General features: G+C 58.8%; 21 protein-coding genes. 10 read left to right on the top strand and 11 right to left on the bottom strand.

Annotation, left to right across the window (positions count from 1 at the left end; translation table 11 throughout):
- Positions 1 to 279 precede the first annotated feature (279 nt).
- From BGLCM_RS02365 to BGLCM_RS02355, 3 genes are all read left to right on the top strand, one after another.
- The gene (locus BGLCM_RS02365; protein WP_006295906.1) at positions 280 to 1,134 is read left to right on the top strand and encodes a carbohydrate ABC transporter permease; all 855 of its coding nucleotides are present in this window, start codon (positions 280 to 282) and stop codon (positions 1,132 to 1,134) included.
- Positions 1,131 to 1,970 (top strand): carbohydrate ABC transporter permease, encoded by an 840-nt coding sequence (locus BGLCM_RS02360; RefSeq protein WP_006295907.1) that lies wholly within the window; start codon positions 1,131 to 1,133, stop codon positions 1,968 to 1,970. The genes BGLCM_RS02365 and BGLCM_RS02360 overlap by 4 nt, the downstream gene beginning before the upstream one ends.
- A gap of 253 nt (positions 1,971 to 2,223) precedes the next feature.
- Complete coding sequence (locus tag BGLCM_RS02355) at positions 2,224 to 2,835, top strand: DUF624 domain-containing protein (RefSeq protein ID WP_006295908.1); 612 nt, start codon at positions 2,224 to 2,226, stop codon at positions 2,833 to 2,835.
- 143 nt (positions 2,836 to 2,978) lie between these two features.
- On the opposite strand, the gene malQ is transcribed toward BGLCM_RS02355, so the two are convergent.
- On the bottom strand, positions 2,979 to 5,192 hold the full coding sequence (gene malQ / locus BGLCM_RS02350) for a 4-alpha-glucanotransferase (protein WP_006295909.1): 2,214 nt from the start codon (positions 5,190 to 5,192) through the stop codon (positions 2,979 to 2,981).
- A 407-nt stretch (positions 5,193 to 5,599) separates the two neighbouring features.
- Here malQ and BGLCM_RS02345 point away from each other — a divergent pair, with 407 nt between their 5' ends.
- On the top strand, positions 5,600 to 6,370 hold the full coding sequence (locus BGLCM_RS02345; protein WP_006295913.1) for an HAD family hydrolase: 771 nt from the start codon (positions 5,600 to 5,602) through the stop codon (positions 6,368 to 6,370).
- A gap of 142 nt (positions 6,371 to 6,512) precedes the next feature.
- Here BGLCM_RS02345 and BGLCM_RS02340 read toward each other — a convergent pair whose 3' ends face one another.
- Positions 6,513 to 8,183, bottom strand: a complete 1,671-nt coding sequence (locus tag BGLCM_RS02340; protein WP_006295915.1) for an alpha-amylase family glycosyl hydrolase — start codon at positions 8,181 to 8,183, stop codon at positions 6,513 to 6,515.
- A 219-nt stretch (positions 8,184 to 8,402) separates the two neighbouring features.
- Here BGLCM_RS02340 and BGLCM_RS02335 point away from each other — a divergent pair, with 219 nt between their 5' ends.
- The 5 genes from BGLCM_RS02335 to BGLCM_RS02315 all read left to right on the top strand — a co-directional run bounded on the left by BGLCM_RS02335 (position 8,403) and on the right by BGLCM_RS02315 (position 15,389).
- On the top strand, positions 8,403 to 9,674 hold the full coding sequence (locus BGLCM_RS02335; RefSeq protein ID WP_006295916.1) for an extracellular solute-binding protein: 1,272 nt from the start codon (positions 8,403 to 8,405) through the stop codon (positions 9,672 to 9,674).
- Between the two features lie 285 nt (positions 9,675 to 9,959).
- Complete coding sequence (locus tag BGLCM_RS02330; RefSeq protein WP_006295917.1) at positions 9,960 to 11,366, top strand: carbohydrate ABC transporter permease; 1,407 nt, start codon at positions 9,960 to 9,962, stop codon at positions 11,364 to 11,366.
- A gap of 47 nt (positions 11,367 to 11,413) precedes the next feature.
- The gene (locus BGLCM_RS02325; RefSeq protein WP_044084646.1) at positions 11,414 to 12,268 is read left to right on the top strand and encodes a sugar ABC transporter permease; all 855 of its coding nucleotides are present in this window, start codon (positions 11,414 to 11,416) and stop codon (positions 12,266 to 12,268) included.
- A 237-nt stretch (positions 12,269 to 12,505) separates the two neighbouring features.
- Entirely contained in the window at positions 12,506 to 14,548 is a 2,043-nt protein-coding gene (pulA, locus tag BGLCM_RS02320) for a type I pullulanase (protein WP_006295919.1), read from the top strand.
- A 73-nt stretch (positions 14,549 to 14,621) separates the two neighbouring features.
- On the top strand, positions 14,622 to 15,389 hold the full coding sequence (locus BGLCM_RS02315; protein ID WP_006295921.1) for a TraX family protein: 768 nt from the start codon (positions 14,622 to 14,624) through the stop codon (positions 15,387 to 15,389).
- 248 nt (positions 15,390 to 15,637) lie between these two features.
- Here the strand turns inward: BGLCM_RS02315 and BGLCM_RS02310 are convergent, their stop codons facing one another.
- Positions 15,638 to 16,681, bottom strand: a complete 1,044-nt coding sequence (locus tag BGLCM_RS02310; RefSeq protein ID WP_238548612.1) for a LacI family DNA-binding transcriptional regulator — start codon at positions 16,679 to 16,681, stop codon at positions 15,638 to 15,640.
- Between the two features lie 194 nt (positions 16,682 to 16,875).
- Positions 16,876 to 18,165: an RNA-guided endonuclease InsQ/TnpB family protein gene (locus tag BGLCM_RS08230; RefSeq protein WP_202961057.1), complete on the bottom strand. Its 1,290-nt coding sequence runs from the start codon at positions 18,163 to 18,165 to the stop codon at positions 16,876 to 16,878.
- A gap of 81 nt (positions 18,166 to 18,246) precedes the next feature.
- On the opposite strand from BGLCM_RS08230, the gene tnpA reads away from it, so the two are divergent.
- Entirely contained in the window at positions 18,247 to 18,687 is a 441-nt protein-coding gene (gene tnpA, locus BGLCM_RS02300) for an IS200/IS605 family transposase (protein WP_044084644.1), read from the top strand.
- 151 nt (positions 18,688 to 18,838) lie between these two features.
- On the opposite strand, the gene BGLCM_RS02295 is transcribed toward tnpA, so the two are convergent.
- The 7 genes from BGLCM_RS02295 to rplU form a co-directional block, all read right to left on the bottom strand.
- Entirely contained in the window at positions 18,839 to 20,044 is a 1,206-nt protein-coding gene (locus BGLCM_RS02295; protein ID WP_006295928.1) for a pyridoxal phosphate-dependent aminotransferase, read from the bottom strand.
- Positions 20,045 to 20,141: 97 nt separating this feature from the next.
- Positions 20,142 to 21,239, bottom strand: coding sequence for a glutamate 5-kinase (gene proB / locus BGLCM_RS02290; protein ID WP_420796142.1), 1,098 nt, complete (start codon positions 21,237 to 21,239; stop codon positions 20,142 to 20,144).
- A gap of 259 nt (positions 21,240 to 21,498) precedes the next feature.
- The gene (gene obgE, locus BGLCM_RS02285) at positions 21,499 to 23,190 is read right to left on the bottom strand and encodes a GTPase ObgE (protein ID WP_006295930.1); all 1,692 of its coding nucleotides are present in this window, start codon (positions 23,188 to 23,190) and stop codon (positions 21,499 to 21,501) included.
- Positions 23,191 to 23,505: 315 nt separating this feature from the next.
- Positions 23,506 to 24,930, bottom strand: a complete 1,425-nt coding sequence (locus BGLCM_RS02280) for a hypothetical protein (RefSeq protein WP_162176549.1) — start codon at positions 24,928 to 24,930, stop codon at positions 23,506 to 23,508.
- Positions 24,931 to 25,030: 100 nt separating this feature from the next.
- Positions 25,031 to 25,444, bottom strand: a complete 414-nt coding sequence (locus BGLCM_RS02275) for a SpaA isopeptide-forming pilin-related protein (RefSeq protein WP_155813718.1) — start codon at positions 25,442 to 25,444, stop codon at positions 25,031 to 25,033.
- 156 nt (positions 25,445 to 25,600) lie between these two features.
- Positions 25,601 to 25,870 (bottom strand): 50S ribosomal protein L27, encoded by a 270-nt coding sequence (gene rpmA / locus BGLCM_RS02270; RefSeq protein WP_006295934.1) that lies wholly within the window; start codon positions 25,868 to 25,870, stop codon positions 25,601 to 25,603.
- Positions 25,871 to 25,912: 42 nt separating this feature from the next.
- On the bottom strand, positions 25,913 to 26,221 hold the full coding sequence (gene rplU, locus BGLCM_RS02265) for a 50S ribosomal protein L21 (protein WP_044084614.1): 309 nt from the start codon (positions 26,219 to 26,221) through the stop codon (positions 25,913 to 25,915).
- Positions 26,222 to 26,280: the final 59 nt, after the last annotated feature.

The following is a 26,280-nucleotide window of genomic DNA, read 5'->3' as shown; positions in this document are numbered from 1 at the left end:
GTAACGCGAGCGGCCGTCGCAGCGATGCGGCAGCGCAGCAACAGCGGCGCAGCTGCAGCATCCACGCAGCAGCGGCAGCAGCAGAGCAACGCAAGGTAACGAGAATTGTGGCCATGCACGATGCATCAGAGATGACGCATCAGGCATACTGCACCAGACATGCCAGGCATGATGGATGCACAACGCACCGGCAGCGAGACCTGAGACCGGCAATGCAATTGTCTTCATCGACACGATGGCGTGGATGGAGATGACCCGAAGAAAGTAGGCCTGACCCCTATGATCAGTATGGCTGGAAAGGCGATACGCAAATGGTGGGCGCTGTTTGTCCTTCCGACATTCGTCGCGTTCATCATCGGCTTTATCGTCCCGTTCGTATATGGCGTTTATCTGAGCTTCTGTAAGTTCACCACGGTCACCGATGCGAAGTTCGTGGGCTTCTCGAACTATGCGAAGGCAATCAAGGATCCTGTGTTCCTGCATTCGCTGCTGTTCTCCACGTTGCTGACCATTGTGACCACCATCATCATCAACGTGATCGCGTTCGCGGTCGCCTACATGCTCACGAAGGCGATCAAGGGCTCGAACGTGTTCCGTTCGGTGTTCTTCCTGCCCAACCTTATCGGCGGCATCATCCTGGGCTACATCTGGCTGCTGCTGCTCAACGGCGTGCTCGCCCATTGGTCCAAGTCGCTTACGTTCGACGCGAAGTATGGCTTCTGGGGCTTGGTCATCCTCGTGTGCTGGCAGCAGATCGGCTACATGATGATCATTTACATCGCCGGCATGCAGTCGCTTCCGACCGACGTGCTCGAGGCCGCCTCGGTCGATGGCGCCAACAGCCGCCAGACAATGTTCCGCGTAATCATCCCGCTGATGATGCCGTCCATCACCGTGTGCTCGTTCCTTACGGTCACCAACGGCTTCAAGCTCTATGACCAGAACCTCGCGCTTACGGCCGGCAACCCGATGAAGATGTCGGAAGGCTTGGCGCTGAACATCACGAACACGTTCTATGCTCGCACGGGCTTTGAGGGTGTGGGCCAGGCCAAGGCGGTCCTGTTCTTCATTCTCGTGGCCGTCGTCGCGCTGCTGCAGAACAAGCTCACCACGTCCAAGGAGGTCGCGGCATGAATTCCGAAAAGCCGAAGCACGCGCTTGCGTGGACCCTGTTCTTCTCGGCGCTTTCGATCGCCTGGGTCTTCCCGCTCTTCCTCGTTCTCATCAACTCGTTCAAGAAGAAGGCGTTCATCAACGACAACGCGTTCGCCTTCCCGACTGGCGAGTCGTTCTCCGGTTTCGACAACTATCTGCGCGGCATTGAAGTCACGAACTTCTTCGCAAGCTTTGGTTGGACGCTGCTGATTTCCGTGGGTTCCGTCTGCCTGATCCTGCTGTGCACGTCCATGTGCGCCTGGTGGATCGTCCGCGTCAACAACTGGGCCGCCAAGACGCTGTACATGCTGTTCCTGTTCAACATGATTGTGCCGTTCCAGATGCTCATGTTCACGCTGTCCTGGCTCGCTGACCGCCTCAGCCTGAACACGCCGTGGGGCTTGTGCTTCATCTATCTGGGCTTCGGCGCCGGTTTGGCCGTGTTCATCTTCACGGGCGTCGTCAAGGGCATCCCCGAGTCGCTCGAAGAGTCGGCCATGCTCGATGGCGCTTCCGTGCCGCGCACATTCTTCCAGGTTGTGGTGCCGATCATGAAGCCGTCGATCATTTCGGTCGCGATTCTGCAGGCCATGTGGATCTGGAACGACTACCTGCTGCCGTACTTGACGCTGGACTTGAACAAATACAAGACGATTTCGGTCGCCGTCCAGTATCTCAAGGGTGGCTATGGCGCGGTGGATATGGGCGCCATGATGGCCTGCCTCGTGCTCGCCATCATCCCGATTGTCATCTTCTATCTGATCTGCCAGAAGTACATCGTCAAGGGTGTCATGGCAGGTGCTGTGAAGGGCTGATTTTTTCAATCATTTCCATGCAGGCGGGAAGGGGTTCGCTCCTTCCCGCCTGTTTTTGATGGTGCGCTTGGGCTGGGTATTTTCTTCATTATTTCCGTGGCACCCCCATAGCCGCCGCGCATCCCCAATCCCCACCACTCTCACACCCGCACAGGCATCGCCACTTGCCCTTATACTGCTGAGCAGCTTTACTAGACAGTTATCACAGTTACAACACGTAACACGATTCTTTGGCTCTTTTGGAAGGCGACCCATGAATTTCCTGTCTCCTGATTCCCGGTTCATGCAGGGATGGAGCAACTTCGTTGACGCAATCATCATCAACCTGCTCATGGCGCTCACGAGCATCCCGATCATCACAATCGGCGCTTCACTCGCGGCCGGTCAAGAGACGACGCGCCGCATGTTGCACGCCGAAGGCCATTGGATACGACGCTACTTCAAATCGTTCAAACAAAACTTCATCAAAGCCACGATGCTGTGGATCGTGTTCGGCTTGGTCGGCGCGCTCGCCGCATGGATGTGGCTGATCACGATCCCTGAACTCATGGTGCCAAAAATCGCATTGACGCTCGTATGGTTCATCGGGTTTGAATGGGTATGGGCGTTGCAGGCGCGCTTCGAAAATCCCGTGTCGCGCACGCTGATCAACGCCTACATTTTTGGCGTCAGCTACATTTGGGCCACTTTGGCCATGATGGCGATTGACATCGCCTTCGTAGCGTTGATTGTGGCGTCATTCCTGTATTTGCCGCAAGGCTTGTTCCTGCTTGGCGTGTTGGGTTACGGCTCATTGCTGTCGCTGCATGTGCCAATCCAGGAATACATCTTGCGCACGCACGGCCATCTGCCGGCCACACACTGAACCTATGTTGATTGACCAAGGTCATAAGTGGCCAACAAAAGGCCTGACTGATCTACTGACATAGTTGAGCGCCCCGACCGCCAGATGGCAGTCGGGGCGCTCACGCTATATCGCTATGTTGCATAAAGCCGTTATGCGGGCTCTCAGCCGTTCATAATGGCCGACAGCGCTTGCACGCGTGGCGAATCGAACACCTGGTCCGTGGGCACCACATTGCCGTCAGCGTCGGCCAGCGGAATGCGCCAGTTGGGGTACTCGGTGGATGTGCCGGGCTGGTTCTGCGTGCGGCGCTCGCCCACGCCATCGACGAGCGCGGCTTGCATGAGCAACGACGGCGTGGCTTTGAGCATGCGGTGCATGGCCTCCACCACTTCCTGCACATGGTTCGGCACGTCTGCGGCCGCTTCAGGCGAGAGCCATCCGCCTTCGGCGAGCACCTTGAGCATCGCGTGCTGTTCAGCTTCGGCCGCCTTGCGGAACTCTTCAACAGGTTCCTTGAGCAAATGCAGCTCGTCGCGCAGCGCCACATGGTCGTAGAGCAGATAGCCCGCGGTCGGCGGCAAGTCGTGCGTGGTGACCGATGCCAGCGCGTACTTGCGATACTCGGAAGGCTGCATGTATGGGTCGCCCGCAGTGCCTGAATTGCCAACGCGTGCGAACCATTCCACATCGGCGCCAAGCACACCATGTTCGCTCAGCGTCGTGCGCACGAACTCGGGCACCGTGCCCAAGTCTTCGCCAATCACAAGGCCCTCGGCGCGTGAAGCTTCAATCGTCAGCACAGCCAGCATAGCCTCATAGTTGTAGCGCACATACGCGCCAGCCGTCGGGCCCTTGCCTGCCGGGATCCACCACAGGCGGAACAGTCCGAGCACATGGTCGATGCGGATGGCGCCCGCATGCGCAAACATGTTGTGCACCATCTCGCGATACACCTGGTAGCCCGTGGCCTCCAAATAGTTGGGGTTGAACGGCGGCTGACCCCAGTCCTGACCCTGCTGGTTGTAGAAGTCGGGCGGGCAGCCCACTGTGACATGGCCGATGGCAAAGCGTTCGGGGCTCCACCACACGTCGGAACCATAGGTGTGCACGCCCACCGCCATGTCTTGCATCAGGCCCAGCGCCATGCCGTTGTCTTTGGCGGCCTGCTGTGCGGCGGCCACCTGCTCGTCGGCGATCCACTGCAGCCAGCATTCGAATTCGAACATGTCGTGGTATTCGGACTTGAGCTTCGCGATTTCGGGGGAGTGCTTGTCGAGCTTATGGAACCAGTCGTTCTCGGCCTGCCATGGTGCGCCCCACACTTCAAAGGCCACGCTCCAGAGTGCGAATGCCTCCAAGTCTTCGCCAGCCGCCTGCTTGAACGCGTCGAACGCGGCCTGGCGCTCAGCTGAACGCGGCTGTTCAAAAATCAGGCGCAACGCTTCACGCTTGGCATCCCAGGCGTCGTTGATGTTGATCGGGTCGGGGTTCAAGTTGTCTGCCGCCACACGCTCATGCAATGTCTTGATCTCATTGAGTACACGAGCCGATTCTGGCGTCTCGATCGCTTCGAGCTGTTGATATTCGGCAATGTTCTGCGGACGGATATACGTCACGTTCAGGAAACGGCGCGATTCAGGCAAATATGGCGACGGTTCCAGCGGCGTGATTGGTGCCGAGGCGTGAATCGGGTTGATCAGCATGAAGTCGGCGCCTGACTTGGCGGCTGCGTCACCCGCGAGCTGCTGCAAGTCGCCATAATCGCCCACGCCCCACGATTCGGGACCGCGCACGGAATACATCTGCGTCATCCATCCCCAGCGCTGGCGGTCCATCGACTTGGGCAGCGGAATGCGTGCGGCGGCGCGCAGCACTGTCGACTCGGCCGTTTCGGTTCCGTCGCTCACGCTCAGATGGTGGTAGCCTTCCGGCAAGCTGTCGGCAATCGTGAGTGTGTAAACGTCCACGTCGTCATCATGCGCGGCAAATTCAAGTGTCGCGGCATCGTCGGCCGCCTGACCGCCCTGTTCCAGCGAAATTGCCACTTGTGGCTTGGCTCCTGCCGGCACGCGCACTTCCACACTGCTGTTCACTCCTGTGAACTTGACAATCGTCGGCGGCACAAGCTGCGTGTGCATGCTCGTGCGGATGCGCTCGAGTGCTTCGTCAATCAGCGCGTCGCTTGACGCGTCCACTCCGAGCGCGCCGAGCACGGTCACGAGCGACTCGTCGGCGATTTCCACATACGTGCCGACCTGGTCGATATACGCGGTGGAAACGCCCCAGAGATTCGCGAGCTGGATCAGCGGTCTCGCGAGTCGTTCGGCACTCTCGGTGCGCTGCTGTGCGGATTCGTTGCGGGGTTCATTCGGCATCGTTGCCCTCCTTATACGCGTAAGATGTGTGTTTTCTTGGGGATTCGGCGGGTTCCTGACAGTACCCCCGTGCTTCGTCGCACAGGACTGCGGGTTGCGACCGCGCTCACCATTGCGTCCAGATTACCGCACACTGCCATCGTTTGCAACGCGATATGGGGTGTCGTTTTCCTTGATTTTGATTGATTTCTGTGCACGCAACCATTGCCGCTGTAGTTCCCTGGTGCGCAACGTTTGCAATCCATGTTACGCGGCCGGTGCGCATCCCATACCACATACAGCAGCGACACCTTATGACGTAAATCTGTGAAAAGTGTGCAAATGATGAGGGATTTGGTGGATTGGTCAACCAAACGGGTGTACGTTTCATGTAGGGTGAACAACAGCGCATATGAAAGGGGTGAGCTATGGCAGCTACACAACGATACAAGGTCATCGCCTTTGATTTATATGGCACGCTCGTCGACAACATTACGGATGAATCGCTGGAGTCGGCATGGGATGCGCTGCGTTTTGAATTGGACCGCGATGGGGCGCTCTACCACAACAATGATGAATTGCGTGGCCAATTCGGGGCATGTTTTATGCCGGACCGCGAACACATGGACATGGATCCGGATTTTGAACCGGACTTGATGGATGCGTATCGCGGGTTGCTTTCCGTTTTGTGGTTTGATGCCGATGACGACACGGTGCAGCGTTGCGCTTGGGCGTTCAGGAAAGCCGCGACCAAGCATCTCAAGCTGTTCCCGGGGGCTGTGGAACTGTTGAGGCGTTTGCGCAAGGAGGGCTACCGCGTGGTCTTGCTGAGCAATGCCCAGACATGCTATACAGTGCCCGAAATGAAAGAGCTCGGACTGCTTGGCGAGTTCGATGCGATCACGATCTCTAGCGAAGAAGGCCTGCGCAAGCCAGCCAAAGGATTGTTCGACACCGTGACGGAACGCAATCAGGTCAGTCCCGATGAAGTGCTGATGGTGGGCAACAACGTGCATTGCGATATCGATGGCGCACGCCATGCCGGATTCGACACCGTGTATTTGCATACCGACAACGATCCCGATGCGGGACGCGCGCAAGACGCCGCCACGCTGGCGCTGGAAGGAGCCGATTACGGTGCCGTGCTCGAATACATTCTCAAGCATGATGCGGTGCGCGCGCCGCAGCCTGTGGCCTGAATGCATGCGTCACAGCGAACGGTCCACATGCCAGCCATGTGAATCAGCCATATGAAACAGCAGTGGGCGGTTGCACACCAATGCAACCGCCCACTTGCGTGTTGTGGCCGTTACCGGTTCAACAATGATGTCAACAATCCGGTCATTCACCCAGCATGAACACGGCAAAACTCTGGGCGCCCAACGTCAACATGTCGTCGGAAGCACTGACGTCGTTGACCGTATACAGCGCGGTCAACTTGCCTGACCATCCGTCAGGCAACTCCTGCAACGACACCGTTTCCGCATGTCGTGACGGATTCACAGCCACAATGACACGCTGCGCGCCCGCGGCATCCAATGCACCATCGTTTGCGTCGGCGTCACTGAAGCGTTCGAACACATAGGAGCGCTGCGTGTCGGACGAGAACAACGTGCGATACCCGGCATAGGATCCCAACGCCGCATGCTGCTTCTTGAGCGCAATCAAGTCATGCACCACATGCCACAGCGAATCGACGTCATCAATGGCATCGTTGACCGATTCCGCATCGGGGTCCGGATCGACCGGCAAATAGAGGTCCTCGGCGCTGGCCGTGGAGAAGCCATCGTTGGTCTGTGCGCTGTCCCATTGCATCGGCGTACGCGTGCCCGTGCGCACATAGCCGCCTTCCTTCGTGGGCAACGTGCGGTAGCACATGCCGATTTCGTCGCCGTAATAGACAAACGGGGCGCCCGGCAGCGTCAACAACGTGGCATAAGCCAGCTTCACCTCAAGCTCGCTAAGCCTTGGGCGCACACGCACCGTGTCGTGGTTGCACGTGATGAAATCAAACAATCCGCCAGCCTGCTGCGCAGCCCCCAGACGCGGCTCATACTCGGCCAGGAACGGCGCGATGCCAGTGGCGCTATCGGCGTTGAAATAGCTCGCGTCATCATCGTGTTCAAGTGGCGTCGACGTGTTGCGTAGCAGCATGTTATAGCCGTTCGGAATGCCATCCCAACGCCAATCCAGATAGAAATCCATGTCAAAGCCGGCGTCCAAGGACTGGTCAGGCCGTCCCCATTCCGAGACGAACACGGCATCGGGAAAATCAGGGCGCACCTGGTCAAACACCCACTGCCACACACGGCGTGTCTGCTCTTTGCCCACAGCTCCCGCATCATCAAACTTGACAAGCGAATCAGCCATGTCCACGCGGAAGCCGTCCGCGCCCAACTCCAGCCAGAAGCGGATCACATCCACGAGTGCTTGGGCCGTGTCCAATGCGGCGCCTTGCAACGGTTCGGTCTGCCAGACGCGCTGACGCTCTCCGAATCCGTAATTGAGTGCGGGCTGGAACGAGAAGAAGTTCGTGATGTAGGCGCCATTGCGGTCGGCCGTACCCGCGATGAAGGGCAAACCGTCACCGCCGGCAATCCAGTCGTCGGTCCAGATGTATCTATCCGCGTAGTGAACAGGTGTGGCTTGTTTGCTATCGGCAAACCAAGCATGTTCATCACTCGTATGTCCGGGCACCAAATCGAGCAGCACGCGCAGGCCTCGATTATGCGCTTCATGAAACAGTTTCACTGCATCGTCATTATTGCCGAACCGTTCTGCAACGTTGCAGAAATCGCGCACATCATAGCCGCCATCACGAAACGGCGAATCATATATTGGACTAATCCAGATGCCCGAAATGCCAAGTTTTTGCAGGTAATCGAGCCTAGAAATTATGCCTTGCAAATCTCCGATGCCATCGCCGTTCGAATCCTGAAAGCTTGAGGGGTAAATCTGATAGAACACGGCCGTGTTGAGCCATGCTTTCGTCCGAGAGGTGAAGGGGGTCATGACGGGTTCCTTACATGATTACTGCAGATTTGAGACGCTCCGTGATGCTGGAAAAGGAGGGGGGATTCGTCCAGCATGGAATGAGCGAACTTGAATACGTTTGCAACTATGGTACAGTGTAACGCACGGAAACATCGTGAATTCGTCATGCCTTGTGGGGTAAGGAATTGAGCGCGGTGCGACTGTGGAAATGATTGAGAAAATGAAAGGTGATCGAAGATGATCAATTGGAAGAAGTCGGTTGGCTTTGCCGCCGCTGCTGCTATGCTGCTTCCGCTCGCGGCTTGCGGTTCCGACAACAACTCCAACTCCAACTCTACCGCTTCCTCGGGTTCCACCGAGAAGGTCACGCTGAGCGTGTGGGCGCCGGCCGAAGATCAGGCCGATGACCAGGGCAACTGGCTGAAGGCCGTTGAGGATGCCTTCGCCAAGGCTCACCCTGAGTATGAAGTGACGTGGAAGAACGACGTCGTCTCCGAAGGTGACGTCTCCAAGCAGGTCAAGACCGATCCTTCGGCCGCTGCTGACGTCTACATGTTCGCAAACGATCAGCTCGGTACGCTGATCGACCTCAAGGCCATCGGCGAGCTGCCGGATTCGGTTGCTTCCCAGGTCAAGGAACAGAACGACACGTCCATGGTCAACTCCGTCCAGGGCACCGACGGCAAGCTGTACGGCGTTCCTTACACGGGCAACACTTGGTTCATGTACTACAACAAGTCCAAGTACAGCGCCGACGACATCAAGAGCTTCAACACGCTGCTCGAGAAGGGCAAGGTTGCCTTCCCGCTGAGCAACTCCTGGTACATCCCGGCATTCTATGTCGGTGGCGGCATGACGTTCTTCGGTGAGAACGGCACCGACGTCAAGGAAGGCATCAAGTTCGGCGACAAGGCTGTGGATGTCTCCAAGTACCTCGTCGACGTGGCCAACAACGCCAACTTCATCAACGATCAGGATGGCTCCGGCCTCGCTGCCCTCAAGACGGGCGACGCTGACGTCTACTTCTCGGGCTCCTGGGATGCCGCTTCCGTCAAGGAAGCTCTGGGCGACAACTACGCCGCTGCCCAGCTGCCGACCTTCAACTGCGCTGGTGAAGACATGCAGATGAAGTCGTTCGCTGGTTCCAAGGCTGCCGCCTACAACCCGAACGCTTCCAACACCAAGGCTGCCGCTCTGTTCGCTGGCTTCCTGGGCTCCACTGAGGCTCAGAAGCTGCACTGGGAGAAGCGCCAGATCATCCCGACCGACAAGTCGCTGGCTGATCTCGAAGGCATCTCCGCGGATCCGGCTGCCCAGGCTCAGATCAACACGATCGCCAACACCTCCATCGTTCAGCCGACCATCGCTGCCATGAACGAATGGTGGACCCCGGCCGAGTCCTTCGGCAAGGCCATCGTCAACAAGGACGTGACGGCTGATAATGCTGAAGCCAAGACCAAGGATTGGGAAGACCAGCTGACCAAGGCTCTGGCCTCCTTCCAGCAGTGATTGCATCCGGATCGGCGCCAACGCGCCAATCCGGCCCATATCATAAATGACCGCTAACGGCGGTCCCACAGACGGAGCATCGTCATTCACACTCCCGATGCTCCGTTTTGTCGGCGGTATGACCCGTCATAGCAGGGGAATCTCGAAGAGATCCGGACTCTCTTCGGATCTGTTCGAGATTCCTTTTGCTTTTCATTCGGCCGGCGGCGTCCGGAGCCAATTGGATGCCTGCCTGGTGTTTTCTTTGGAGAGTTCATTTTTACAAGAGAGAGGCGGTAGGTGCCCATGAGTGCCACCACGCTTTCCCCCCGTGCGGCCAAAAAAGCCCGCAAATTAGGGGCGGAATACATTCCGCCATCGCCGTATTCGCTGAAGAACGCTTTGGCGAATGGTGATGTCTGGACCAAGTTGTCGATCATTGTGTTCGGCCTCGGCAACGTTATGCATAAGCAGATCATCAAGGGTCTGCTGCTGTTTGCCGGTGAGGTTCTGTTCATTCTGTTCATGATTTTCTCGGGTGCCCACAACCTGAGCATGCTGCCGTCACTCGGTGACCATGAGCAGCGTCAGGTCAAGGACGCCGACGGTTTCTACCACTATGAAGCCGGCGACAACTCCGTGGTCATCTTGCTGTACGGCGTTGCCACTGTCGTGATTTGCCTCGTGTTCATCGCATGGTGGATCATGTCGATCCGTTCGGCATACAAGGCGCAGTGCGAGGTCAAGGCCGAAGGCCATGCCCTCACGTTCGGCCAGGACGTCAAGGCCATGCTCAACCAACGCGCCAACATCACGTTGATGTTCCTGCCGATCCTCGGCATCGCCATCTTCACCGTGCTGCCGTTGATCTTCATGATCTCGATGGCGTTCACGAACTACGACCACAACCATCTGGTGCTGTTCGACTGGGACGGCCTGAATTCGTTCAAGGAAGTGTTCGCCAGCACGGGCAGCATTGTCAACGGCAAGCTGTTCCTGTCGGTCCTCGGCTGGACGCTGATCTGGGCGTTCTTCGCCACGTTCCTGAACTTCTTCCTCGGCCTGTTCCTGGCCATGATCCTCAACCGTCCGACCACGGCCGGCAAGAGCGTGTGGCGCGCCATCTTCTCGATGTCGATCGCAGTGCCGCAGTTCGTGTCGCTGCTCGTCATGAGCCAGATGCTGCAGCCGCAGGGCGCTATCAACCGCCTGCTGCAGAGCTGGGGCTGGATTGACAGCCCGCTGCCGTTCCTCGTTGACGCCAACTGGGCCCGTGTCACGGTCATCATCGTCAACCTCTGGGTTGGTATTCCGTACACGATCATGCAGGTCACCGGTATTCTGCAGAACATTCCTGCCGACCTGTATGAGGCCGCCCGCATCGACGGCGCCAACTGGTGGCAGACGTTCACGAAGATCACGATGCCGTACATCTTCTTCGTGCTCACGCCATACCTGATCACCACGTTCACGGGCAACGTGAACAACTTCAACGTCATCTACCTGTTGACCAAGGGCGAGCCGACACCGGTCGGCGCTTCGGCAGGTAAGACTGATTTGCTCATCACCTGGCTGTACAAGCTGACTGTTGAGAAGAACGATTACAACCTCGGCGCAGTCATCGGCATCATGACGTTCATCGTGCTTGCCATCGTCTCGCTGATCACGTACCGCAGCACCGGTTCGTACAAGAACGAGGAGGGCTTCCGGTGAGTAAACATACCGCGGCTAAGGTTCCCGCTTCCGAATCCATTGGTTTCATGCAGGATCAGCGCAAGCGCCGCATCCTTGCAGACATCCTGGTCTACATCCTGCTGACGGCTCTGGCCATCGTCTGGCTGTTGCCGATCGTATGGGTGTTCCTCGAGAGCTTCAACAAGAACACGGCCCCGTATACGGCCACGTTCTTCCCGACGGAATACACGTTCAACAACTACGTCAAGCTGTTCGCCGAGCGCAACGTGCTTGACTTCCCGCGCATGTTCATGAACACGTTGATCATCGCTATCTTCGTGTGCATCATCTCGGTGTTCTTCGTGCTCTCGGTCGCATACTGCATCAGCCGTATGCGTTTCCGCGGCCGTCGTTTCTTCATGAACTTCGTGCTGATCCTCGGCATGTTCCCGGGCATCATGGCCGTCGTCGCCATTTACTTCATCCTCAAGGCTTTGGGCTTGACGAGCGCGAGCATGACGATCATCGCTCTGATCATCGTCTACTCGGCAGGTACGGGCGCCGGCTTCTACGTGATGAAGGGCTTCATGGACACGATTCCGACCTCGCTTGACGAGGCCGCCATGCTCGACGGCTGCAACCGTTGGCAGGTGTTCACGAAGATTATCATCCCGGTTTGTAAGCCAATGATTGTGTATCAGGCGATTATCGGCTTCCTGACCCCGTGGCTCGACTTCGTCATGGCCAAGGTCATCTGCCGTACGCAGACCACCTACACGGCTTCGCTGGGCCTGTGGCAGATGCTGCAGAAGGAATACATCCAGTCCTGGTACGCCCGCTTCGCCGCAGGTGCTGTGCTGATCTCGATCCCGATCGCAATCCTGTTCATCGTGATGCAGCGCTTCTACACCACGTCGATGGCAGGCGCCGTCAAGGGCTGATTCCCATTGACCTGTGCCGGCAGCGTCTCGCTTGACGTTGCGCTGCCGGTTCCACTTCACTCGGCTAGCCACTGGTATTGCAGTGACTAGCCGATTTTTGGACATGGCCCGCCCGGTATCGCACGGACTGCTTGACATTATTCTTTTTGATTTCCGTTTTCACCCCCTACCACATCCGGCCCCACATGCCCGATGCTTTCTTTCACGAACTTTTTGATGTAAGGACCAATCACACCAATGGCTTTTGCAATGCAGGACAATTCACAGGCAAATTCAGTGGAACCGTATCCGCTGTGCTTGGAGCGTCCACTGGGCGCCACCATCACCGAGTCCGGCACCGATGTGGCGCTCTGGGCGCCTACTGCGCATGCCGTCACGCTGCGACTGTTCCAGTACGGTGAGGAACGCGAATTCAACGTGGACCATCTCGCGTCCCATCCGATGACACAACAACCTGACGGGTCTTGGACATGGCATAGTGACGAGAACCTCGATGGCATGTATTACGACTTTTTGCTGTGGATGCAAGACGGCACCACACAGCGTTCGGCCGACCCGTGGGCCAAGGCCGCAGGCGTCAATGGACGCCGCAGCATGATTATCGACCTCAAGCGCACCGACCCGGAAGGCTGGGCCGACGATAAGCGCCCTGATACGCCATTCAGCGAAACGATGGTCTGGGAAGCGCACGTCGGTTCGTTCAGCAACGATCCGCACAGCGGTGTACCCGAGCAGTTGCGTGGCAAATATTTGGCGTTCACGCTCAACGGCACCACACTGGATGGCGAGCATGGTCCTGATAGCGACGATTCACGTGGTGAAGCGTTCTCGACCTGCATGGACTACCTCAAGAAACTTGGCGTGACGGCTGTGCAGCTGTTGCCGTTCTACGATTACGGTTCCGTGGATGAAACGCGCACCGATGGGTTCAACTGGGGCTATGACCCTGTGAACTACAACGTGCCCGAAGGCTCGTTCTCAACGGACCCATATGATGGCGCCGTGCGCATCAACGAGTGCAAGCGCATGATCCAGGCATTGCATGCCAACGGCTTCAAAGTGATCATGGATGTGGTCTACAACCACATGTTTGTCAAAGACAACTGGTTTGAACGCACGGTGCCGGGTTATTACGTGCGCCGGTTGCCTAGCGGTGCGCTGTCGAACGGTTCGGGCTGTGGCAACGACATGTTCACCGAGCATCGCATGTTCCGCCGTTTCATGGTTGAATCGGTGGCCTATTGGGCGCGAGAATACCATGTGGATGGATTCCGTTTTGACCTGATGGGCCTGATCGACACCGACACGATGAACGACATCCGTGCCACACTCGACGCGCTGCCGGACGGCAAAGACATCATCATGTATGGCGAACCATGGCGCGCCGCCGACACGGCCACGCTTGAAGGCACCTTGCTGGCAGACAAGGAAGGACTCGACAAGCTCAACCCGCGCATCGGTCATTTCTGCGACACGACGCGAGACGCAATCAAAGGCCATGTGTTTGAAGTGTCGAATCAGGGCTATGTCAACGGCGATGCAGCCGGCCATAAAGAGGCTGTGGCCTTCGCCGTGGACGCATGGCGCACCCCAGACACGTGGGAAGGCTATGCGGGCCAAATCATCCAGTACGTGTCGGCACACGACGATTTGACATTGTGGGACAAGCTGTGCATCAGCATGTATGGCAAGCGCATGGACGACTTGACCGAGCTGTTTGCGGCTGAGCCGGGGCAAGCCCAGCAGCGTGTGCTGGAGGCCAACAAGCTTGCTGCAGGACTGATCTGGACGGCGGCTGGAGTTCCGTTCATGCTATCGGGTGAAGAGGCTGCCAAGACGAAATACGGAAATCATAATTCTTTTGACTCGGGTAAGGAGATCAACCAGATCGACTGGACGCGTGCGCAACGCATGCAGCCGCTGACCGATTATTACCGGCGCTTGATTGAGCTGCGCAAGCAGATGCCTGAATGGTTCAGCGTGGCGCACGAGGCGATCGAGACGAACGGTGACCATCTTGCGTACCGGTTCGGCACGTGCCTGGCGCTGGCGAACCCGGATTGCGAGCCGCGCCAAGTGTTGCTGGGCAAGGATGACGAGAACAGCATGAACGGCGCACGCGCGCAGGATGTCCAGAATCAGGAGCCGACGTGGACGTGCGTACTCGATTCAACTGTGGAGAATCAGCACGGGATTACGCTCGAGGCTCCCGCTCAAGGGGAGCATGGGCGTATGTTCGAACTACCGCCACGTTCGTTCCGCATCTGGATGATGCACTGAATGCCGGCATGCCGGGCGGCAACTGAGCGTTGAATGCGTGCGCAAGCGTACGCAGGGAGGAGACCCGAGGCCTGTGGCCAATGAATACGAATTTTCTGTACGCGAGAAAAAGCGGCGTCCACGCAAAGGGCTGTCGCGCTTCAAGCTCAAGGTGATCGCGGCTGTGCTGCTGTTCCTTGGGGCGGCAAGCACGACGTTGTTCCCGTACTGGCTCGGCACGCCCGACGCCAATAACATGACGAGCCTGACGGTGAGCGTGCTGTCGGAAATCGCGTCGTGGGTGGCTGTGCCGATGTATGCCTGGTTCGTGTACTCGGGATACCAGTACACGCATAACGCCGTGCTTTATGGCGTGAGGCTGCTGGTGCTGGCGCTCGTGTGTGAAGTGCCGTATGACCTGATGGTCAGCGGGCATGCGATTTCGATGGGCGCGCAGAATCCCGTATGGGGGCTGCTGATCTCGTTGATCGTGATTGGCCTGCTCGACCTGTTGCGTGCGTATTCGCGCAGCATGCAGATCATCTTGTCGGTGATCGTCGTGCTCGTGGGACTGGCTTGGTCATGGTTGTTCCGCGTCGGAGACACGGGTCTCGTCATCAATATTGGCGTGATGAGCGTGCTGTTCACACTGATTTTCTACTTCTTTGACGGCCGTGAAAACACGATGATGCTGACCGCCGGCTTCTTTGGCGCAATGATGATGATTGCGCCGGCTGTGGGCGTGGCCATTCTGCATTATCGCAATGATGAAACGGGAGCACGCCACAGCTGGACCAAATGGGTGTGGTATGCCGTGTATCCCGTGATCTTGCTCGTGTGTGCACCATTGCACGCGCTCTAAGATCTAAGACTTACCCCTCACTCCAAAGAAAAAAGCCGGGCGCAATCCTGTTTGCACAGGGTTGCCGCCCGGTCTTTACAACCACGGTGATGGCGCGACGCTATGGAAAAATCGCCCATGCAGCGGGTTGCGACGCTGCCCGGGGTGAAGGGGAATTCCCAGGCAACCGATGGAACCGTGCTCGATGAGGCCTCGGTATTGAACGGGCAATTGCCGCTCTGAATGCTTCATCTACTGCCAAGCATAGCTCATGCTGCTATTTGTGCAACATTGCGACGCTCGTCGGTGGACCGCAAGATCAACGACGGCTCTACGAGTTGGAACGGTTCGTTGAGCGGTTCGTTGTTCAGCAGCTTGAGCGCGTTTCGTGCAGCCATTGCGCCCATCTCGAACGGATCTTGATGCATCGTGGTCAGGCCCAGCGTGTCGGCATACGGCGAGTCGTCGAAGCCGATGATTGAATAGTCGCGTGGAGCGTGGTGGCCAAAATGTTGCAGTTTGAGTACGAGTGGCAACGCCATCATGTCCATCTGGCAGCAAATGGCGTCGGGGAACGTCTCTTCAGCCAGCACGGCGGCCAACGCGAAATCGGCAAACTGCTGACCGCGCGGCACTTTCAACACTTTCCAGCGCAAATCGGGGATTGTCAGCTGGGCTTGCGTGCAGGCCCGCACAAAGCCGCGCTCGCGCGCGTCAATCGAGGAATCTATCGTCGGGGCCGGTTGCGAACACGTGTAGACGATGTTGCGGTGGCCAAGCCGGATCAGATGCTGTGTGGCACGTTCCATGCCGCCCTCATCGTCGATGCTGATCGTGGAGTCGAAACAGCTTGATTCGGGCACGTTGATGCCCACAATCGGCACACGTGTGCGTTGCAGCTGTTCGGCTTCCTCGGCCTCAATCGCGAACGAGGCCACAAATACCATATCGACGTTGCGCAGCACAGGCAGGTTCGTGAAGAACCGTTCGCGGCTCTCGGCCGAGTCGATGTGTTGGAACAACGAGATGTCGTAGCCTTTGTCGTGCAGGATTGAATCGATGCCTGCAAATACCTGCGTGTTGAACCAGCTCGTGATTGATTCGTTCATCAGCAACGCGGCACGGAATGTTTGCCCGGACTTGAGCATCGTGCCCGTGCGCGTGATTTTGAAATCGTATTTGTCCGCGATTTCCAATACGCGTTTGCGGGTTGAATCTGAAACAATTTCAGGTCGTGAGAACACGCGCGAAACAGTGGAAATGGATACGCCGGCAGCCTTCGCAACGTCGCGAATCCCAGCCCTTTTCTCCAATGATTCACCCCCTCCTTGGGATAAATAAGAATGCAATGATTTTCGTTTCATCGTACCCGTGTTTGCACACTATTTGCAAACGTTCTCACATGTGTCGATACATGGCACGACATGTGCCGCGGCATTGTGTGCCGCTTGCGCTGTGCGATGGCGTGGTGTTTGCGATGTGCTTGTACTTTGAATCCTCCCCACGCCTAAAGGCGGGGGATTTCACGGTTTGCTGGGCGGGTGCCAGTGGGAACAGCGTCCCAGCGTGGGTTTACCCCGTCCACGCCGTCAGGGATGAAACCAGCCCTGCAAAGCATGTTCAGCGCGGAGTTCTTGTCCCTCGCGCGCGACATGCGGCATGAATCGCAACGGAACGTGCGTTCCTTCAGGGGGATGCGGTGTTTGGCTATCGCGCCGCAATGCGCGCAACGTTTCGTGGTGTCGGATGGGTTGACGAGCCTGAGGGTGCGGCTATGTTTGAGGGCCTGCCATTCAAGCGCATGCTTGACGCTGGCTATCGCCCCATCAGCCGCCTTGCGGGCCATGGTGGTCTTGGCGAGGAACTTCGGCTTGAAGTCCTCCATGGCGATATTGTCATGGTCCCGCACGATACGGCGCGCCCATTTGTTTGCCGTGTCCTGCCGTTGGCGTTGGACGCGGCGTTGGATTTCAGCGGCGCGGCGCTTGTTCTTCAGGTACCTGTTGGAAGGTTTCTGCCGTTTCGGTCTGCGTTCTTTTGCCATGCGTCGTTGTAGTCGGGCGAGTTCGCGCTGCGCCTTCTTGCCGTATTCGGGGTGTGGCAGGTCGTATGCGTCGGTTTCATCGATGGTGCTGTTTGCGTCGATGGTTGCGCAGGTCATCAGCGTGCTTACGCCGGGGTCGATGCCGATGGCGCGTCCCGTCTCGGGCAGTGGGGTCTCGGCCGGCTTGTCCACGACGAAGGAGGCGTACCAGTGCCCGTCGGTGTCTTGACTGACGCGCACGCTTGACGGTTTGCCGGGCAGCGGGCGCGACCATACGACCGGGATTCCGATACCCCCGGCCAAGCGTAGGCGTGTCCCGCCGTCGTCGTCGTATAGGGAGAAGCCTCGTGTGGTGTAATTAAGTGTCGCTGTTGAGTCGCGTTTGGATTTGAACCGTGGCAGCCCAGCGCGCTTGCCGGGGGCAATCCCGTTCTTGCGGTCAAGCAACGCCTTCTTTCGGGCTTTGGAGAAGTCCCTGACGGTCTGCTGCTGGGCGACGACACTGCCTTCGCGCAGCCAGCGGTCGCCGTGCTCGTCGCAGGTGAGGTTGCGCAGGATGGTCAGGTAGCGTTGCGCCGTCTTGTCGCCGAACTCTTCGTCGTGGAGTCGCCCTTCGTCGCGGTTGAGTTCGTGGCGGCGTTTGGATTCCTCAACCATCCGGTTCCACACGTAGCGGCACATGCCCCATTCGCGCATGAGGCGGCGGCGCGCCGTCTTGGACGGGCGTAGCCTGTACGTGTAGCGAACCTTCATGAAAGACAGTATACCATACATAAAACATATACGCATATGGTTTCGCTGCTGTATACTGTACGCATGAGCCGTCGCAAAAACATGGATGCCGTCAAGCACAACCACAACATCACCTACCGGTGCCACTACCACGTCGTCTGGTGCCCCAAGTACCGGCGCAAGGTCATCACCAGCCTCGACCCGAAACTCAACAACCCGCCAATACCGGGAGACCCCGGCCCCGTAGACGCGCGCCTCAAGGAAATCATCCAAGACGTCTGCAAAGAGCATGACAGCGAAATCCTCGAACTGGAAACCATGCCCGACCATGTGCACCTGCTCGTGGACTGCGACCCGCAATACGGAATCAACAAGCTCGTCCGCCTCATCAAAGGCCGCTCAAGCCGTCTCCTCAGGCAGGAATACCCCAGCCTCAAACGCCGCATCCCGACACTATGGACCAACAGCTACTTCGTCGCCACCGTCGGAGGAACGCCGCTCGAAATCGTCAAGCAATACGTCGAAAACCAACGCAACGTCTAGGATTGGGGGCCATCCATCCCCACAGCTGAAGCCGGGGGCTTCCCGCCCCCAAACCCCCATCCCGGTGACCGCCACCCGTTACCGCAACCGCTGATGCACACTGACTGCTAGACCAATCAGCACAACGGTTTCAAGCTGATTGAGCGCTCTATCAACGCGCCCATTCCTGGAAACGCTTCATGCCTTCCACAAGCGCGTCATCAGCCAACGCATACGAGAACCGCAAATAACCGGGAGCACCAAACGCCTCACCAGGCACCGCGGCAACATGCCCCTCTTCCAGCAGCATGGCAGCCAGTTCACTCGTCGTCGTGAATACCGTCTTGCTTGGCCCTAGAGGGCGGTTCAGCAGACCCGTCACATCAGGGAACGCATAGAATGCACCCGTCGGCGTCGGGCAATTCACGCCTTCAATCTCGTTGAGCATGCTCACAATCACCTCGCGGCGACGGTTGAATGCCTCACGCATCTCATAGACGGCGTCCAGCGAGCCCGACACGGCTGCAAGTGCCGCGCGCTGCGCAATATTGTTGACGTTAGACGTCATATGCCCCTGCAATTTCGAAGCGGCCGAAGCCACGCGCGCGGGAGCCACCATCCAGCCCACACGCCACCCCGGCATCGCATACGTCTTGGCCACGCCGTTGAGCACAATCAGCTGATCACGCACTTCAGGCACAGCAGCGCCAATGTACGTGGTCTTCGCACCGTCATAGTCCAAGTGCTCGTAAATCTCATCGGAAATCACCCAAATGCCATGCTCGATGGCCCATGCACCAATGGCCGCAATCGTGTCGGCACTCCACACAGCACCTGTAGGGTTGTTGGGCGACGTGATAATGATCGCCTTCGTGCGTTCCGTACGCGCAGCTTCCAACGCATCGATATTCGGTTCAAAATACTCGTCGGCGCCAGCGAACACTTCCACAGGCACGCCGCCAGCCAATTTCACAGCTTCCGGATAGCTCGTCCAATACGGAGTGGGGATGATGACTTCATCGCCATCATCAAGCAGAATCTGGAACGTCTCATACACAGCCTGCTTGCCGCCGTTCGTCACCACGACCTGCGATGCGTCAACCGCATAGCCCGAGTCGCGCAACGTTTTGTCGGCAATCGCCTGGCGCAGTTCAGGAAGTCCCGCCGTAGGCGTGTAACGATAGTTGCGTTCGTCCTGTACGGCCAGTGCCGCAGCATCCACAATCGCTTTGGGAGTAGGGAAATTGGGTTCGCCCGCGCCAAAGCCAATGACGTCGATGCCTTCAGCCTTCATAGCCTTGGCTTTGGAGTCGACTGCCAGTGTGGCGCTCGGGGAAACTGCATTAATACGGGTGGAAAGAGTGTCAAGTTGAGCCATGCCTTCATCGTAACCACGCAGCACAACAACACGAGCAGCCGTCCCCGAATATGAACAGCGGTTACGCAACCCGTATCAGACGAGCACCCGACGGATATCAGACGAGCGTCAGATTATCCCTATGCACCAGCGGATGCGCATACTCCTCGCCAAAGAAGCGTCGCAGCTGCGTTGTGGTACGCCCCAACATGCGCGGCACCTCTTCCGAGTCATACCCGACCAGACCACGCGCCAAACGCTCGCCATCTTCCGACACAATCCACACAGGATCGCCGGCCGAGTAGTCGCCGCGCGATTCGAGCACACCCGCCGCCAACAGCGATGCCCTTCCGCCACGCAACGCCTGGGCCGCGCCAGCATCCACAACGAGCGTGCCACGCGGATTGGCCGCAAACTTGAGCCACAACCGTCGCGCCGACCCGCGCTTATGAATTGGTGCGAACGCCGTACCCACTTCGTCGCCCATCAACGCAGGGCCAGCATTATGCGCGGCCGTCAACACGGTCGGTATGCCAGACACGGCCGCCATACGCGCCGCTTCAAGCTTCGTGACCATGCCGCCCGTGCCCACACCCGATTCCGAGCCGCCCACACGCACCGAATCAAGCACATCCTCCACGTTCGGCACAAACGAAATCCGCGTCGACCCAGGCTCCGACGGCGGTGCCGTATACAGCGCGTCCACGTCCGTCAGCAGCACGAGCGCATTCGCACACACCATGTTCGCCACAAGGGCTGAAAGGCGATCATTGTCACCAAAGCGAATCTCACTCGAGGCGAGCGCATCGTTTTCGTTGACAATCGGCACCACACCCAAGTCAAGCAGCGCGTTCATTGTGCGCCGGGCCGACCGGTACTGCTGCGGCTGGATTGTGTCCCACGCCGTCAGCAGCAGCTGGCCCACGCGAATACCGTATCGTCCGAACAGCATCTCGTATTGCGCCATAAGCAGCCCCTGCCCCACCGACGCCGTGGCCTGCTGCAGCGCCACGTCCTTGGGGCGCTCGTCAAATCCGAGCGGTCCGAATCCTGCAGCGATTGCGCCGGACGACACGAGCACCACGCGCGCACCTTGCAGCCGCGCACTTGCCACAGCGCCCACGAGCGCTTCAAGTTTCGCCGGATCCAGATGCCCGCTTGGTTGCGTCAGCGAACTCGAACCCACCTTGACCACAACCGTTTCGGCCGCCGCAATCGCCCGGCGCACCTCTTCTTGCGTTTTCACCGCGTCCTCTTCTCCGGATTTTTCATTATTTCCGCATAACCCAGCATGGCATCCAAGCCACACATAGCCGACCCAGCCATACCAAGCCGGCCATGCCATACGCCTTAGTTACGCCACGCCCATACAGCCACATAACCGCCCGCGCGGCCACAGCTACACAACCGCATTCGCAGCCATGCCATATCAGCCGCGTCAAGCCGCGCTGAGGTTGGCAGGGACCAGTTGACAACTACTCGTCGCTATCCTGGCCAGCCTCGTCCGCGTCGTCAGCCATCTCACCACGCCCCAGGATCGCCTGCGTATCATGACGATCGTCATCCTTGGACGGATCAGCCCAGTGTCCGGCCTCACGTTCAGCCATCATGGCTGCACGCACAGCGGCACGAGCATCCATCATCTCGTGATACTGGCGGCGACGCTCCGTGTTCGTGCGGCGGCGCGCTCGCGTGTCTTCCTCTTGCAAACGCAAGTCCTGACCGCGCGCACCCAGTTGCGAGCCGTCGAGCATCTCGGCACCTGCGGCAATCGTTGGATCCCAATCGAACGACACTTCACGGTCCCCACGGCCAATGCGCACTTCATCGCCAGGTCGGGCACCCTGCTTGCGCAGCGCATCCTCCACACCCAACCGGTTGAGACGGTCAGCCAGATAGCCCACGGCTTCGTCGTTGTCGAAGTTCGTTTGCATGACCCAACGTTCGGGCTTTTCGCCGCGCACGGTGAACCAGTAGTTGCCGTTGCCATCCTGCTTGCGTTCAATCGTGAAGCCGGGCTCGTTGCCACGCATGCGTCCACGCGGGGTTTCGAGCGGCTTGATCACCACACGCTCCTGTTCTTCTTGCTCTTCACGCTTCACCAGATCAGCACGCATCTCTTGCACGAGCTTGGCGAGCGCGAAGTTCAGTTCCTTCAGGCCTTCGTGGGACGCCGTGGAGATGATGTACACGGGCAGGTCGAGCTTTTCAAACTCAGGTTTCATGAACTCGGCGAGTTCTTTGGCTTCGGGCACGTCGGCCTTGTTGAGCACAATCACGCGCGGACGCTCAGGGATCGGAATCGCTCCCAATGGCAGCTCGAGCTCATCCGAGTAGATGCCGAGCTCGTTTTCGAGCGCGTAATAGTCGCTCATCGGGTCGCGCCCAGGTTCCAGCGTGGCGCAATCAATGACGTGCGCAATGATTTCCGTACGCTCAATGTGGCGCAGGAACTGCAGACCTAAGCCTTTGCCCTGCGAAGCGCCAGGAATCAGGCCTGGCACGTCGGCAATCGTATAGCGCATGTCACCCGCTTTGACGACGCCCAGGTTCGGCACGAGCGTCGTGAACGGGTAATCAGCGATTTTCGGCTTGGCCGCGCTCATTGCGGCGATCAGGCTTGATTTGCCGGCCGACGGGAATCCGACGAGCGCCACATCAGCGATCGACTTGAGCTCCAGAATTACGTCACGTTCTTCGCCTGGCTCGCCAAGCAGCGCAAATCCCGGCGCACGACGCGTCTTGTTCGCCAGCGCGGCGTTGCCCAGGCCACCCGCACCACCGGCAGCCACCACATAGCGGTCGCCCGCATGGCGCAAATCGGCCAGCTGCGCCCCTGGACGCTTCGGCTCGCCTTCCTTGCCTTTGGCTTCAAACACCACAGTGCCAATCGGCACAGGCAGGATCAGGTCGTCGCCTTGCGAGCCGTCTTTCGTGTCTCCCAAACCCATCGTACCGTTGCCGGCATTGCGATGCGGCATGAAGCGGTAATCAAGCAGCGAATTGGCGTTTGCGTCGGCCACAAAAATAACGGAACCACCACGCCCTCCATTGCCGCCGTTCGGACCGGCAAGGGGCTTGTACTTTTCACGGCGCACACCGGCAGAACCATTGCCGCCGTCGCCACCTTTGACATGAACAGTCACGCGATCCACAAAGTCACTCATAAGTCACCACCTTAGCCGCGAGTATGCCGTTTGCCCGGCCACCCAACCACACGCCCCACCACTGGTCCCGGCATTGGGACTAGCAGTTCGAACAAATGTTCGATGCAGCCATCATAACCACGTGCCTCACGCCCCACAAGCCCCCCGACACGCCAGCGCTCCCCAAGCCCAAGCGTAAGCCCGAACGCAAGCCAAAAACATGCGTCCCCTTGCCGTCACAGCAAAACCCGCATCCAGCCGCCCCGTCCCGCTTCAGCCGCCCTGTCCTGCTTCAGCCAGATTCAGCCAGCTTTAGCCAACTTCAGGCCACCCGTTTCAACATCCCTCACGCCGCACACTACGCCGCAACTCAATCGACAGCGCCACGCCCATCGTCAGCGCCGCGACGGCCATAATCACAATCACGACCGTACTCACACCCGTCGCAGCCAGCATCTGCGCAATAGGCGACGACGGCTTGCTTCCCGCAGACACACTCGGCGCACTCGGCCCATTCGGTGTACTCGGCGAATTCGGTGTACTCGGCGAGTTCGGAGCACTCGGAGAGCTCGGCGCGCTCGGACCCGCAGGCGTCGAAGGTGTGGACGGCTCAGACGGCTCAGACGGCTCTTCACTCAGTTCCTCGCTAGGCCCACTCGGCTTCTCCCGCGGCTCGCTCGGCTCCTCACCGGGTTCCACCGGCCCCGCAGGCATCCTCATGCGCACCAAAAAGCCTTTGGTCACCACTTGCGTATTCGGCGTTTCCTCGCCTTCAACCACGCCAGACAACGCCACAATCTGCGCCGATCCAACAAACGAATACTCTTTTCCGGACTCCTCACCATTCACATTGTCATCCGACTCGCCCGACTCGCCCGACTCATCGGGCTCCCCAGACTCGCCAGACTCGCCAGACTCACCCGAAGTCCCGGCATCCCCGGCATCAAGACCGATCTGATCCAACGCCCGTGCCACATCAGCCACCCGGTTCGCAGACACAATGCGCGCGCCACGCAGGAAGTACACGCCGTCACTCAGATCCGTAAACGTAAGCCGCCCCTCGGTATTCGTCATACCGTTGAGCACGGCACCGTTATCCATACGCACGCCATCCGCGCTGGCTACGCTCTTTCGCGCGGCGGCACTCGGTGGCTTCAGCGCATTCGTAATTTCTTCATGCATTTGCACTTTGAGCAGCTGCTCCGAAAGCGTGCCCCAGTCACGTTCGAGCCCTTGATGCTGCCCGCGGATCAGGCCCAGCACGTCAATCTTGCGATACTCACCGCGCGTGAACTGCGGCAGCACTGTCAGATGGTCGGTCACCGGCAGCTGCCCGTCCCAACGCGCCACTTCCATCAATCCCATGTCGGCATCGCTGACCGGATGCTCGCCATACTTGAACGTCACGTGCAGCGAGTTGCCGCGCACGACCGTCCCCGTTCCAGCGTTCGTCCCCGTTCCAGCGTTCGCGCCCGTTCCAGCGTTCGTCCCCGTTCCAGCGTTCGCGCCCGTTCCAGCGTTCATCACAGGATCCGCCACAGCCTGCGGCACCTGCGCGCCGAGTACCACGCCTGTCCCCAGGCACATGGCCAACGCCGCCAGCATCGCCACGATCACGGCCGCAACCTTATGCCACGGCCGCCGCAGCCACCACGCCAGCTCCCCAAGCCCCGCAACCGCTACCGGTTCCGCGACCATCGCCGGTTCGCCCAGCTCCTCCAAGTGCACAACCTCCACAGCTCGTCCCGTCCGCGATTCCATCGCCAGCGTCCGCGACTCCACCGGCCGCACCGAGTCCGCCGATTTCACCGGCCCCGCAACCGCTGCCGCCTCCGCGACCGTCTGCTTCCTCATGATCGGCTCACGCATTCTTCCGCCGCACATACGCGCCTCCCATCATCAGCGCAACTGCGATGCACACAGCGCCCGCCAATCCAAGCCACGTGTCACGTCCCGCGCCGTCCGTCACAGGCAGCTCCACGTAAGCCTCGTCTTTCACCAGTCCCAACGAGAACATGTAACTGTTCGCATTAGGGCCGACGGCCATGATAGCTTGCTGCGAATCTTGCGTTACGCCCTCAGGCGTAAAGTATCCGGGTTCCAACGCGTAGCCCTGCGGCGCTTTGGCTTCCTTGAGCCGGTACTGTCCCCACGGCAGCCCCTCAATATTCCACGCGCCCGCAGCCGGGTTCACATCACGCGCCCACGCTGGCTCCCCCGCAGGAGCTGCCGGACATTCACTGCGCGTCTCACTTTCGCAATCAGTAATGGTCACGCTCTTCCACGCGTCATTGGCAGACGCTCGGTATTCCACACTGAACTGCGCGCCGCCCACTCGCCCCGGTCATCACCCCGCATACAAAAAACCGCGGATCCCCTCAACGGAATCCGCGGTTTCAACGTTTATCAGCGTTCAGTTCGCTCCGGACGCTCAGGCCTCCACTGCCTCAGCAGCCTCGACCACATCCACGACCTTGCGATCGCGACGCACACCGAACTGCACCTTGCCATCAACAAGGGCGAACAGCGTGTGGTCCTTGCCCATGCCAACATTGTGGCCCGGGTGGAAGTTCGTGCCGCGCTGGCGAACGAGGATGTTGCCGGCGACCACAGCTTCGCCACCGAACTTCTTCACACCAAGGTATTGAGGATTTGAATCGCGACCATTGCGTGAGCTGGACGCACCCTTCTTATGTGCCATGTCTGTTCCTTTCGGTCTGTTCTCTACCGACCCGAGTTACACTCAGGCGATTTCCGTGATCTTGACGGCGGTGAGCTTCTGACGGTGACCCTTACGGCGGGCAACGCCAGTCTTGTTCTTGAACTTCTGGATGCGGATCTTCGGGCCCTTGGCCTCATCGTCCACAACTTCAGCCTTGACGGAGATCTTGGCCAGATCACCGGATGCGAGCGTCACGTTCGCGCCGTCCACAACGAGAGCCACCGGGAACTCCACAGTGTCGCCCTTCTTGGCATCGAGACGGTTGACGAGAATCACGTCACCGACCTCGACCTTTTCCTGATGGCCGCCGGCCTTCACAATCGCGTACATAATCATTCCTTTATTCACTTGGAAAGCTTACTGCCCGGCACGTTCGAGCCTCGCGGCCA

The organism is Bifidobacterium gallicum DSM 20093 = LMG 11596 (assembly GCF_000741205.1).
In the GTDB taxonomy this organism is placed as follows: Bacteria; Actinomycetota; Actinomycetes; order Actinomycetales; family Bifidobacteriaceae; genus Bifidobacterium; species Bifidobacterium gallicum.
Note: the sequence above shows the minus strand (reverse complement) of the source record. Positions and strands in the feature narration are given on the sequence as shown.